The 13,589-nt window shown below is 52.4% G+C and carries 8 protein-coding genes; 1 reads left to right on the top strand and 7 read right to left on the bottom strand.

All coding sequences use genetic code 11. The features are described from left to right. Positions 1 to 169: 169 nt before the first annotated feature. The 5 genes from ACOBR2_RS10675 to ACOBR2_RS10655 form a co-directional block, all read right to left on the bottom strand. Positions 170 to 1,579: a TolC family protein gene (locus tag ACOBR2_RS10675; protein ID WP_420236104.1), complete on the bottom strand. Its 1,410-nt coding sequence runs from the start codon at positions 1,577 to 1,579 to the stop codon at positions 170 to 172. Next, positions 1,576 to 4,764, bottom strand: coding sequence for an efflux RND transporter permease subunit (locus ACOBR2_RS10670; protein WP_420236103.1), 3,189 nt, complete (start codon positions 4,762 to 4,764; stop codon positions 1,576 to 1,578). Before ACOBR2_RS10670 ends, ACOBR2_RS10675 begins: the two co-directional genes overlap by 4 nt. Beyond that, positions 4,764 to 5,987, bottom strand: a complete 1,224-nt coding sequence (locus tag ACOBR2_RS10665) for an efflux RND transporter periplasmic adaptor subunit (RefSeq protein ID WP_420236102.1) — start codon at positions 5,985 to 5,987, stop codon at positions 4,764 to 4,766. The genes ACOBR2_RS10670 and ACOBR2_RS10665 overlap by 1 nt, the downstream gene beginning before the upstream one ends. 966 nt (positions 5,988 to 6,953) lie before the next feature. Beyond that, the gene (locus tag ACOBR2_RS10660) at positions 6,954 to 7,805 is read right to left on the bottom strand and encodes an acyl-CoA desaturase (protein ID WP_420236101.1); all 852 of its coding nucleotides are present in this window, start codon (positions 7,803 to 7,805) and stop codon (positions 6,954 to 6,956) included. Between the two features lie 316 nt (positions 7,806 to 8,121). After that, complete coding sequence (locus ACOBR2_RS10655) at positions 8,122 to 9,054, bottom strand: phospholipase D-like domain-containing protein (RefSeq protein WP_420236100.1); 933 nt, start codon at positions 9,052 to 9,054, stop codon at positions 8,122 to 8,124. A 335-nt stretch (positions 9,055 to 9,389) separates the two neighbouring features. Between ACOBR2_RS10655 and ACOBR2_RS10650 the strand changes: the two genes are divergently transcribed. After that, positions 9,390 to 11,150, top strand: coding sequence for a S53 family peptidase (locus ACOBR2_RS10650; RefSeq protein WP_420236099.1), 1,761 nt, complete (start codon positions 9,390 to 9,392; stop codon positions 11,148 to 11,150). A 233-nt stretch (positions 11,151 to 11,383) separates the two neighbouring features. Here the strand turns inward: ACOBR2_RS10650 and ACOBR2_RS10645 are convergent, their stop codons facing one another. After that, on the bottom strand, positions 11,384 to 11,758 hold the full coding sequence (locus ACOBR2_RS10645) for a rhodanese-like domain-containing protein (RefSeq protein ID WP_420236098.1): 375 nt from the start codon (positions 11,756 to 11,758) through the stop codon (positions 11,384 to 11,386). A 47-nt stretch (positions 11,759 to 11,805) separates the two neighbouring features. Beyond that, a complete protein-coding gene (locus tag ACOBR2_RS10640; protein WP_420236097.1) occupies positions 11,806 to 13,257 on the bottom strand; it encodes a hypothetical protein in 1,452 nt (483 codons plus the stop codon). Positions 13,258 to 13,589: the final 332 nt, after the last annotated feature.

Below are 13,589 nucleotides of genomic sequence, written 5' to 3'. Positions count from 1 at the left end.
AATAAGCCGCATTGGGCTGGCGCTGATTTAGGGTAATTGCCGGCAGCAAACCATCCGGAGGAGCGGCATCTCCATAAAATCGACTCCGAATGGCTTGCTGTGAATTGCTTCAAAATGTGTGAGGATCAGACGCTGGGCGCAGATTTGCCCCCTAGATCCTCTTCTAACATCATGGTTGAACTCCCGTTTGGAAGTTGAGTGCAGCTATTGCAAAATCATACTGCGAGCGCGCGTTGGCGTTGCCAATAGCTGCTTCTGTTTGCTGCAGTTCAGCTTGGCTCAACTCTACAATTGAGCTGAGTCCAAGGTCATATCTTGTCTTTGCAAGATCAAGAGCAGTGTTTGCCTCTTTGAGCAATTCCGTAGATACCGTCACTCTTTGCAAAGCAGTATTTGCATTCAACCAGGCAGTTCGGAGATCGCGAACCACCTGCTCCCGCAGCGCGCGCGTTTGCTCGGCTGCAGCCTTGGCCTGCAACGTTGCTTGCGAAGCTTGTGCCGCAATTCGGAAGCCATTGAAGAGCGGGATGCTCACATTTCCGCCCACCGCGCCGTACCAGTCCGTAGTGAAGTATTGTGACGATCCTACGGGCGATCCGCCTACGACCCCCATTGCGCTGATTGTTGGAAGAAATTGCTCATGCTGGGCTTTGCTGAATTTTTGCGCAGCCTGTTCACTATATTTCAAGGACTGAAGATCGGGTCGGTCCTGCATTGCCTGTGTGATCAGTGCAGAAAAATCTGCAGGCAGAGGTGGCAGAGTGCTCTCATCGTCAACGAGTTGAAAATTCATTGGCCGGTCGTATCCCAGCACGGAATCCAAAGCCGCCTTTGCTGCATCAAGGTCGTTCTGTGCGTTCAGCAGCAACAGTTTTGCCTGAGACAGATTGACCTGAGCAAAACTTAAATCCAACTCCGATCTTAGTTTCGAAGTTGTAAGCGCACTCACTTGATCTGCTAGAGTCTGTCGTGCAGCGACGGTCTGTTCGGCAACCTTGCGTGTTTCTTGTGCCTCGATCACCGCATAGAATACTTGATCGGTTACCAGTACAATGTCCTGTCTGCTGGCTTCTGCATCTGCGGCACGCGCCTTCTCTTGAAACCGCGCAGAAGCCACCAGATTCCGTGTATGTCCGAAGTCGGTGATCTGTTGATTGACCTGAACCCCCATCCCGGCGTGTTCAAGCAGCGTGGAAGCCGTCAGCGTTCCACTGGATAATCTGCTGCCCTCGTTTGCCGTAATCGCTGTTAGGTTTCCCGTCACATCTGGCAGTTCGTCAGCACGGCGTTCCCGCACAATCTGATGCTGGATTTTGGCAATCAACTGACTGATGCGCACGCGCGGATTATTGGCGAGCGAAATCTTCTCTGCTTGTTGACGCGTGAGCAAAGTAGGAGTCCCCTCCGTGGGTACTTCTGCCTGCGTCATAGGGACTTCTGCGTATTCTGTGCTTGCAAAGAGGCGTGTGCCCGCCTTCGGTTCATCGGGAAGTTGCGTTGCAGGGCTCTGCGCCGCCAACTGAAAAGCTGTCGATAAAACTACAAGCAACGCGATGCAGATTTTCTGATTCGTCATCATCCTTCAACCTCCTCGACCGTTGCGGCGTGATCCTGTTTGCGATGAATCAGCAGATAGGCCGCTGGCACCAGGAAAACCGTGACGAGGCCAGATACTGTAAGACCACCCAGAATCGCCCGCGCCAAAGGTGCATATTGTTCGCTGCCCGGTTCGAGTGCCAGTGCCATGGGGATGAGCCCAAGGATCGTGGCCAGTGTGGTCATCAGAATCGGACGCAGGCGCACCTTACAGGCCTCTGTCAGCGCCTGCTTCAGCGCCATTCCTTCACGCCGTAGCGTGCCCACGAATTGCACAATCAGAATGCTGTCCGAGACCGTGATGCCGGTCATCATGACTACACCCATCAGGGACATGACGTTCAACGTGGTTCCAGTGAGGAGCAGAAAGATCAGCACACCCGACAAACCGGGTGGAACCGCCAGCAAAATGACAAATGGATCAGAGAAGGACGCGAATTGCGCCATCAGAATGAGGTAAACAAGAATCACTGCCAGCATCAGGCCGACACCAAAGCTGGTGAAGGATGCTTCCATGTCGCGCACCGATCCGCGCACGTTGATGGTGATTCCAGCAGGCTTCTGAAGCTGCGCGAGAATCGACTGGACCTGACTGTTTGTCTCGCTAAGATCCTCCTTCTTGGGCATGACGTAGATGTCAAATACGCGGCGCAGCTGGTAATGGTCTACTTCCGTTGGTGTGTTGATTTCCTTGATGTCGGCAACCGATTGCAGCGGGGTTGTATCAAGGCCATTTGGCGACCTGAGCGGAATCTGCTTGAAGTCGGTCATTGTTTTGATCTGCGACTCTGGATATTGAACGGTCAACATATAACTGTTGCCCGTCTTTGGATCTACCCAAAAGCTCGGAGAAATCATGCCGTCAGAAGTTAGAGCAGTGATGACATTGTCCACGACGGATTGTGGCGAAACTCCAAGCAATCCGGCCTGCACGCGGTTGATCTTCAGTTCCAGTCCCGGATAGTCCAGGTCCTGCGGAATAAGAACATCGTTGACGGTATCAAGTTTCTTCAGCTTGGCCGCGATTGTTTGCGCAGTCTCATAGGCCTGCTGCAAATTATTGCCTCCAACCTGAATATCGATCGGAGCCGGTTTGCCCTGATTGACAACCGAGTCAACCAGTCCGCCCGCCTGAAAGTACGTTGTCACGTCCGGGAAATCTTGAGTCAGCTTCTGGCGCACTTTCTGCATATAAGCATAGCTTCCAGTCTTGTGATCTTCCTTTAGGCTGACCTGAATGAAGGCTGTGTGCATTCCAGAGTTGGAGGTGTAAATTGCGGAAAGATCGGGCGTGATGCCGATGTTGGAGACGATCATGTTCAGATCTTCTGGCGCAACCTCGCCGCGAATATCCTGTTCCATCTTGGCGATGTAATCGTCAGTAACTTCGATTCTGGTTCCCGCTGGAACTTTTACATCCACTACGAACTGACCGGGATCGGTGCGGGGAAAAAATGCCTTGCCCAAAAACGGATACAGGGCAAAGCTGCAAAGCACGAAGATGCTGAAGACGCTGACAACCAGGACAGGACGCTCCAGACAAGCGACAATCGTCTTCTCGTATTTCGCTTGCAGCGCGTAAAAGCCACGATTGAACTTGTCGATGATGACTCTAAATACCTGAATCTTCCGCTTACTGGCAATGGAAGAGTCAAGGCCTTCTTCGATTGCTGCGGCTCCATGTTGGATGTGCTCCGGGCTGAGCGTGATGAACTTTGCACAGAAGAGCGGCACGACGGTCATGGCGACCAGATAGGAGGCAAAAAGCGCAAGCACAACCGCAAGCGCGAGTGCCGTGAAAAGATACTTGCTGATGCCTACGAGAAGGATCACCGGAAAAAAGACGATGCAGGTACTGAAGGTGGCTGCCAGAACCGCAAGTTGTACTTCCTTGCCACCATTCACTGCGGCTTCAGTGGGCGATTCTCCATTTTCCATGTGCCGGAAGATATTCTCCAGCACCACAACGGAGTTATCAATCAGGCGGGATAGCGCCAAAGCCAAACCGCCCAGAACCATGGTGTTAATCGTGCTTCCACCAAGGTTCAGCCCTAGAAATGTTGCCAGACACGATACCGGGATGGAGATCAGTACGGCGATGGTTGCCCGCACATTTCCAAGAAAAAGCAGGATCAGCAACGCGGTCAGACAGAGGCCGATGGTTCCTTCGTTGATGACATTTTTTACCGCAATTTTGACGAACTTGGACTGATCGAAGACCACATTTGTCTTCAACGCGGATGGAATGTCGAGAAGGTGTGTGATTGCTTTCTGGATACCATTCACGATGGTGATGGTGTTTGAATTGCCGCCTTGCTTCAGGATGGGGATGTAGACAGAATGCTGCCCATCCACACGAACGATATTGGTTTGTAACTGTCCGGCATCTTTTGCCGTGCCAATATCTGCCACCATGACGGAGGCATTGCCCACCGTTTTCAACGGCAGATCGTTGATCTGGTCCACAATAGGCACTTGGCTGTTGGCATAGATGTTGTAGTCCTTCATGCCAATACGAACGTCACCGGCAGGAAGAATCAGATTCGATTTGTTCAGCGAATCTACAACGTCCATCACGCTCATCTGATGGGCTTCAAGTTTTACCGGATCAACGTACACCATGATCTGCCGGTATCGCCCGCCATACGGTTGGGGAACGGATGCGCCGGGAACATTGGCGACCTGATTGCGAACGGTAAACTGCGCCAGATCCTTGAGCTGTGTTTCATTCAGCCCTTCGCCCTTCAGCGTAATCAGGCATACAGGTAGGTTGGCCGCATCAAACTTCAGCACAACTGGAGGCAGAGTTCCAGGGGGTAGTCGGCGGAGATTTGCCATCGCCAGATTGGATATATTGCTGACCGCCGCATTGCCATCAGTGCCGGGCTGAAAATAAATCTTGATCAGGCTGACGCCGGACAGCGAACGGGACTCAATATGGTCGATTCCACTGCCGAGTGTGAAGAACCGTTCATAGCTGTTGGTAATGTCCGATTCGATCTGCTGAGGTGGCATACCAGCATAAAACGTGGCCACCACCACCACCGGCATATTGACCTCTGGAAAAAGATCAACCGGCATATTCACGACCGTGGTCACACCGACCACAATCACAAACAGACACATCATCAAAATAAAAAACGGATATTTGATTGCGAAGGAGGACATTATTGCGCATCCTCCTGCTTGGGAATCGAAATAGTGCTAAGGACCGAATGAACAATTTGACCGGGCTGATAGTTCTCCTGCCCAGATACGATTACGGTCTGATGTTCATTGAGCCCGTGAACAATCTCAACCCGATCAGGCCCTTGAATTCCGAGTGTGACGGGCACCTTTTGCACCCTGTTGGACGCATCCACGATCAACACATACGGCTGCTCGGAGCCTTTGAGGATGGCTCCTGCCGGTACTGTAAGTACATTCTTCTGCTGCTGAAGAACAATCGTTGTCTCTGCTGTCATGCCGGTGCTGAGTGCAAGATCCGGATTGGGCACATCGACTTCGGCGAGCATGGTGCGAGTGGCCGTTGTCAGTTCACGAGTAAATCGAATGATCTTTCCGGGGATGATTTTTCCGGTGGCTTGAAGCTTGATCGCTACAGTGCCGCCGATCGTGATGTAGGGAACATCCTCTTCCGGCACCGGCATACGCAGACGCAGAAGATCGCTCTGCGCCAGCTTCACCACGGGCATTGATTGTGTGTTTGAGGTTGTTCCCGCCTGTATCAGAGAGCCAACATCCGCATAACGCATGGTGATGACGCCGGTGAACGGAGCGGTCACAACCGAGTATCCCTGCAGTGCCGCAACACGCTGGTGGTCTGCATTCGAAACGCCGAGTTGCTCTTGTGCCGCTTCAAGCGCTGCCCTGGCTGCATTTACCTTCGCTTCCGCATCCAGGTCTTTGGCGTGAGAGTCATCCAGTTCCTGTTCGGCAACCAGTCCGGGACGCACCCTGGCAGCTTCTGCAAGGCGCGTATATGCGGCATGCAGTGCCGCATGACTGGCTTTTGCAAGTTCAACGCCACTTTGTGCTCGTGAAATTTCTGACTTGCTGTGTCTTACCTCAGCTTCAGTGCCAGCCACCTGTGCGTTCAATTCTGGAACTTCCAACGTGGCGATCACTTGTCCACTTTTAACCTGATCGCCAATATCTACGCGGATGCGACGAATATAGCCGGAAACTTTTGCATGGAGTTCAACTTCCTGGTAAGGCTGAAATTCGCCGGCGACTGTAAGTGTGTTAGAAAGGTCGCCGCGTGTGACCTCTGCCACGGAAGCGGTCACCGGATTTGCGGGGGAGGGCTGCTGTTTTTTACAACCAGTAAAGACAAGGCACGAAAGCGCAACGAGGAACGTTGCTCCAAGGACGACCGTTGAAGATCGCATAAACATAATCTGAGTCCCTATCGAAGTACAAATAACCTGAATTAGTCCAACGCCCCTCTATAAAGGACAAAACTCTCAAGCACAGGGTTTTAAAAGGTCCTTTAAAGGTGCGAACTGTTTAGGAGAGGAGTGAAGCAGGCGGGGGGCGAAAGTAAAAAAAGTTTAATTGGGCATGCCGGGGTTGGCACGCGTCGTCCTGGAAACTTGTGGTTCCCATGCAAATCGCTGTTGCAAAACGCAAGCTCAGTGTCAGAGTGGTTATCAACAAAAGTGAGCTAAATACCAACGACTCTGGTGACGAAGACGCTGGGCGGATCCAGGCCTCATCATGACTGGAAACCGGCCTCTCCTTTTGGGAAAGCAATTTTGCCTGAGGACAGGAGCGCAGTAGGTCGTTTGCATGGGAATACAGAGACAACTTGTACTCCAAACCCCATCCAAATACGGCGCAGGCCAAAAATAATATTCCCATCGCAGTGAGAGTAGATTTGCGGCGACTTGTGTTGTTTATGCGCATGATGCGATGGGGTTACGATCCCAGATGAAAATCGGATATGCCTAGCATGCATATAATATCAGTGCGAACCCGCTTTTTTGCAAAAGCCATGCTTTGCCTTACAACATTCCGGCGTGTTTAGTGTCAGAACGAACACTGCGTAAGTGGCTGATATGTATTATATTATGAGTTTCTGTCGTAGTTAGCACAACATTTCTTAGCCGTCCCTGTGGGGCAGTTGAATCCGTAATAGGTAGTACCTTTCCATTCCACTACGCACCTTGGAATGGGCTGTACAGCGTATCATGTGGCGGGAAAGAACCAAGCAGAGACTTATCAAGCAAGGCGTGGATTACTTGACCCAGGCTTCTACGCTGCAACTCCGGAAAGGCATGATGAACACGCCGATATTTGGATACGAAAAGTTGGTGCAACGTGATCTACTGAGGCATTAAAGCGGGTTGACCCGTCTAAGGGGTGGTAGCGATCTTAGCAATTTTGATCTTACGGGCAAGGCCAACTTTGGAGAGTAACCAGATGCCCCAGTAGTTGACGTCGATCTCATACCAGGCCAATCCGTGACGCGCAGAGACCGGATTAGCGTGATGGTTATTGTGCCATCCCTCACCCCCTGTGAACAATGCCACCCACCAATTGTTGCGCGAACGGTCGTGCGTATCAAAGCGTCTGCGGCCCCACATATGGGTTGCCGAATTGACTAGCCATGTGGCATGAAGTCCAAGCGTTACGCGCAGGAAGGCTCCCCAGAGCAGCATTCCAATGGCGTTTCGTGGTCCACCGGTAAGCCATCCCAGGCCAAAGAGTACAAGGCCGCTTGCGGTCAGTGGAATCCAGTGAAATTTACTGATCCATACATGAAAACGGACACGGCTCAGATCAGGAGCATAGTGGTTGAGCAGAGCAGTCTGTGCATGCAACGCATTGCCGAACAAGATCCATCCGGTGTGGGCCCAAAATCCTCCCTCACGGGGCGTGTGTGGATCCCCTGCATGATCACTTTTCTGGTGATGCAGACGATGGGTGGAAACCCAGAAGATCGGGCCGCCTTCAAGCGCCAGTGAAGCACAAACGGTCATGATGTATTCCAACCACCAGGGAACCTGGTAGCCGCGGTGTGTCAGCAAGCGGTGGTAGCACATGCCCACGCCGACATTGATCGCAACCACATATAGGACCAACATGACTGCAAGCCTCTGCCATGTATAGAAGAAGAAGGCTGCTAACGCACCCAGATGAAAGGCAATCATGACCACAAGCGTTAGCCAGTTAATGCCCTGGTTCCGAGTGGCGGCACGGCCCATAAGGATTTCATGAGTGCCAGCAGCCGCTGGAGAATGAGAGAGAAAACTATTTTCACCAGTAACTGAATCAGGAAGGGGGGGACGAGCAGCGACGAATGCAATAGGGTCGGTAGTAACAATAGTCCGCATACAGACGCGAATCCCTCTGAAGTGGCGACGCGTTCATCACTCCAGGATCATTGTAGCTCCGATTCGGTTCAATCTTTGGTTCTAAAAAAATACATCCATTCTGTTGGTCGTTCTTGGAGTGTGAGTCTGAAATATGTGAGCAAAAGTGCACACTCCTTACACCAGAAATGGAAGGATGCGGGCTCAGTTAGAACTTGGTCCCGTTATTGTAGTCAGCGGTAATCGCAGTATGAACGCCCGACATGCAGGTCTGGTCAGAGAAGATGATTCCCAACTCGCGATTTTTGTTGAGCGAATCCGTAGAGAAGTTTTCCGAACCCACGAAGAGCTTAGCCTGCGCCGTGCCATAGTCGGCAAGCACTGTCTTCGCGTGAATGTAATAGCCTGTTTTAGAACTGAATACAGCAATCTGCGCACCGAGGCTCTTGAGTGTGTTTAGGACGGAGGAGTACTTGCCCCCAAGATTTTCCTGCACCAAGGTAACGGATATGCCACGCTTGAGGGCTGCTTCAATCGCGTTCTGAATACCCACGTCGGAAAATTCTTCTTGAGAGATAAGCAGTGATTTTGTTGCTTCGTTGATGAGCGCGGTGAGCGCAGTGCGTGAATTGGTAGGGCTCCAGACAAGGTTGTCGCCAACAGAAGGGGTGATGGAGGCGTGGGTGAAATCGGCATTGAAGGTTGCCTCAATAGCTGCAACGTCGGCGGCGTTGTTGGTAATGACAGCAAAGTCGCGGGTGGTGGCGTAGTCCTCCGGGGTAAGGTTGAGGGTCATGATAGCTGAAACGGACTGATCAATGGTAATCGTCTTCTGATGCGTGCAGGCATAGGCGGGGTTAGCCCAATGAACAGAAATGCCGTGCGCCTGAAGGTAGTTGAAGGCTGTTGTGTTGTTGGCTTTTTCGTTGTTCTGGTCGAGGATGATCCGGACAATCACGTCGTTGGCTGCAGCAGTTGAAAGCAGTGAAGTGACGGTGGTGTCTGAGAGTTCATACATGGTTATGTCAATGGATTTCTTGGCGGAAGAGAGCAAGTTGTAGATTGCGGTCAGACTCCGATCAGGTTCGGTAATGAGCGTGTAAGATACAGCGTCGTCGATGGGCGTTGTCAGTTGAATCATTTCGATCTCCATAAATTCACCTCGCAAGCGAAGATGGGGAAAGTCTTCCATGGCGGAATCGGGAGACTTTTCTGTGGCCAGTGTATCGTTGGCACTATCGGTTCATCATCGTGGTAATTTTAGTCGCACTGTTGACGCATGGCGTAAAGAAAATATGTGAATAGTTGAACTGTTGCATCCTTGGAATAATTTTTCTGATGCGTGCGTAGTTGCCTTGGCCATTCATGAGTTTCTGCTTGCAATTTGTGAATACTATACTATGATCCAAACCTATCAGGTGTTTTCTTTTATAGATGGTGAAGATTTGAGTAGTAGGGCGTGAAATGAGGTGCTTCATGGCAAAATCCCCCCGCAAACCCACTGTGCATGACAGGAAAAAAAGCTTCGCGGAGCAAGAGCGAATCGTACTTCCCGGTAGCAAAAAAAACGCTGCAGGGGGCGCTGTCCATGTGAAGCCAACATCGGCGAAGTCGAAGGTTACGGTCTCCGTCCTATTGAAGCGGAAGGAAGAACTAAAGATTAACAGGCGCAGTGGCCGGGCGTACGGACCCGTTCGTGTGACACGTACGGAGTACAAACGACACCATGCGGCAGATCCTGATTCGCTGAAGTTGGTAAAGGCATTTGCGCGCGAATTAAATTTGAAGATTGAACCTGATCCTGCATTGTCAGTGCGGCGCACGGTGCAACTAACGGGCACGGCGTCCGACATCCAGAAGGCTTTTGGCGTGGCGCTTACGCAGAAGATAATCGATGGGGTCGAGTACCGCGTGCGCGAGGGTGAAATTTACCTTCCGAAATCGCTTGCAGGCGCAGTAGTGGCAGTGCTCGGGCTGGACAACAGACCGCAGGCCAAGCCGCACTTCCGGCTTCTCGGGACGCAGAAAAAGTCTGCTGCAGCATCCGTCAATTACACACCCGTACAGGTGGCCGAAGCCTATCAATTCCCCGCAAACGCCAGCGGTGCAGGCCAAACGATTGGCATCATCGAACTGGGGGGCGGATACAGACAAAAAGACCTAACTGCTTATTTCAATACGTTGGGAATTCCGGCACCAGTCATTACATCTGTAAGTGTGGACAATGGGAAGAATACTCCATCGACTGCCTCGGGGGCTGATGGAGAGGTCATGCTGGACATTGAGGTTGCTGCGGCCGTTGCGCCCGGAGCAAAGATCGCTGTCTACTTTACACCGAATACGGATCAGGGTTTTATTGACGCCATTACCACAGCAGTGCACGACACAACCAACAAGCCAAGTGTAATTTCAATCAGCTGGGGAGGGCCGGAATCGAGTTGGACTGCGCAGTCGATGGCTGCGCTGGATGCAGCATGCCAGTCTGCGGCAGCGCTGGGAATCACAATCACGGTAGCTGCAGGGGACAACGGATCGACAGATGGAAGTGCAGGAGAGAATGTGGACTTTCCAGCATCAAGCCCACATGTACTAGCCTGCGGCGGAACAAAACTGATAGCAAATGGAGCAACAATATCTTCTGAGGTGGTTTGGAATCAACTCGCCAATAAGGAAGGCGCGACCGGCGGCGGGATCAGCTATGTATTTCCTTTGCCAAGTTGGCAGGCAAATGCGAAGGTGCCTGCAGCCAGCACAAGCAATGGTGGACGTGGTATTCCGGACGTAGCTGGTGATGCCGATCCGACTACTGGCTACACGATCAGGGTGGATGGAGAGACGACGGTGATCGGTGGCACCAGCGCGGTTGCTCCGCTGTGGGCTGGCCTGATCGCAGTTGCCAATCAACAACTGGGTGCGCAGGTCGGATTCATTCAGCCGGTGCTCTATGCTGCCAAGGCTGCTGCAGCGTTCAATGACATTACACAAGGAAACAATGGCGCATTCTTGGCAAGGCCCGGTTGGGATGCTTGCACTGGGCTGGGAACGCCGGTTGCAAAAAAACTGATCCCGATGCTGGCACCAGTTAAAGCAAAAAAAAGGCTTCAGGCAAGAAGGCTATCAAGGGTGTTAAAGGGTGAGGAGGGACCTTCGATTCCTCTCTTTGGAGAGCGAACTTCGTCATCAACGCAAGGAACATATATATTGCAATATTTATCCAAGAGGAGCTGGCAAAGATGATTGGCGCAACCCGCTTCCGCGTTAGCTTCTTTATGAACAGTTTTCGCAATCTCGGGTTTATCGAATAAAAAGAAGGAAGAGTTTTCCACAGGGAGAATTTTCAGTTTTGAGCATGCGGGCTTTTCTTAAGCTTTCTGGCAATATAAATTCTTATCTTGAGATTGTGCTTTCCCAGGTCCCAAAATCGGGACCTGGGAGAGCCAGTGTTGGTACACGTTCAAACTGTTAGAGAACTAATATTTCTTCATGGCGGGATCGATTTCCGTGGCCCAGACGATGATGCCTCCGGCCAGATTTATGACCCGTTCGTAGCCGCTTTGCTTGAGAATTTCGGCAATGCGCTGGCTGCGTCTACCCACCTTGCATTGCACGATGATCTCGCGGTTGCGGTCAATTTCGGCCAGACGATTGGGCACATCGTTTTGTGGAATCAGCTGTCCGCCGAGGTTGACAATCTTGTACTCGAAGGGTTCGCGCACATCAAGGAGGTAAGGATCTTCGTCTGCGTCGATGCGGCGCTTGAGCTCGCGCACCGAAATCTGCGCAATGCCATTCTTGATCTCTGCCACTTCGCTGGTAGCTGCAGGCTGAATGCCGCAGAACTGCACGTAGTCAATCAGCTTGTGAATGGAGCAGCTGTTCCACGCTTCATTATTTAGTGCTTTGTCGCGCAGAGGCAGCTACGATAGTCTTCGGCCGTGGGATGAGCGAGTGAGCAGATGTACTGCGGCCAGAAGAGTTTGAGCAAATCCGCCGATCCACGCAGATAGTAGGCCTGTAAATAGGCTTGGCTGGCCCCACCCTGCGCCTGCGGATCTTCTTCCAGCGTCTTGATCAGGCGAGTGGCAGAGATTCCGGAAAAGTCCGCTAGGCCATAGGTCTTGGCGTAGTCGTAGCTCTCAGCCCAGGAGCTCCCTTTCTCGTCTGCGCTGGCCACCACACGATAATCCTTTAGTACGCCCGAGGCCGCATCGATCCGCGCCAGAGTAAACGAAGGGTGATTGCCGTTGATCGGCGAAATCGAGGGAACCAGTTTCATGGGCACCGGGCCGCGGGCTACGTTCTCTTTGGAGGGAGCCAGCAGACGCATCTCGTCCATGTGCGTATGCGAGAAGATGGCCAGTCGAATTACGTCGCCGGCATTGGCCATGCTGGCCGCAAGATCGTCCGACGAAAGAAACAGCTCCGGCTTCTGCCCGGCGCAGACATTGCGCATCTTGGTGACGGTCGAGTAGGAATCGATGCCAGTGGGAATGTGCCCCATCACCCACAGCGGACGACTGTTCTGTCGTGCAGCGTCGATCTGCTGATTGAGCCATGCGAGCATCAGGTTGCCCGCCTCGGGATGTGGCTTGCCGCTGCAGGCGGCGTATTTGCGGGAGAAAAACAGGTCGTCAAGGATGGCCATCTGTGTGCTATTCGCGCTGCCAGGCAGCGAAACACGATAGGAACCGAGCGCGGCAAAATCCGCAACCGCTTGGGTGCGTTCTCCCGCCGGAACATCGGCCACAAAGGTGGGTGCCAGATCCTTGAGGAAGGCGCTCTTTTCGTCCAGTTGATAGTCGCCACAGTCGCTGTCATTGTTGCCGAGCGCGGCGTAGGTTGGCACACCGGGCAAGCTCTGGCGCAGACGCAGCAGAACATATTCAATGGTCTTTTCAGTGAGGGTACGGTAGTCGGTCTCGCTGGCCTTGGGGAGCACGGCGTGGAACTTGCAATCGAAGGCGTGGGCCAGTAGATCGCCACTGACGGTGGCAAAGCCGCTGCGGGCAGCTTGGCTGGCCATCGCCTGCAGGCTGGAGTTGAACAGCGCCTCATCCGTATCCTGCCCGCGGGTATGACAGCTGGTTTCCACTTCCTGCCAGCGTGTATCGCGGTCCGGCGAGGCGGGCGAGTCCAGAATCGCCTGCCAGCCTGTGACCGGGGTGCTCAGAAGGCTGGCTGTTTTGGCCGGATCACGGAATGCCTCAAAATGCACATCGCTGACCATCAGAGCTGTCGTCTCGCTGTTGGTAGTCGCAGCTTTTTGCGCCAGGACGGGAACCGTCGTCAGAACGCAGCAGAGAAAACTCGATGCTAGAAAAACAAAACGGCTGTTGTGCATCATGTGCATGTGCTCCTTGAGGGCTATCGGCTTTTCAGACAGATGTAGACCGAAAGGTGCAACTAAGCGTCATTGCCTTAAGAAAAGGCACGTTGCACATCCTTAAAAAGTCTACGTGTATTCCGAAAATGCTCCAGACAGAACAGAATACCGGATGTAGATGTTTTTTTTGTTACAAACATGGTTGGTGCAGAAATGGACAAACCTGAGGTGTATGACGCCTGTTTCTTTGTGTATGACAATTATTTCTTGACGTTACGGAAGGAAGGATTACAGAAGAGCTACTGGGGCTGTTCTTCTTGATTTCTTCGCCGATGATCCCTAGAGAGACCCGT

The organism is Telmatobacter bradus, assembly GCF_048629425.1.
GTDB classification, from domain to species: Bacteria; Acidobacteriota; Terriglobia; order Terriglobales; family Acidobacteriaceae; genus Telmatobacter; species Telmatobacter bradus.
Note: the sequence above shows the minus strand (reverse complement) of the source record. Positions and strands in the feature narration are given on the sequence as shown.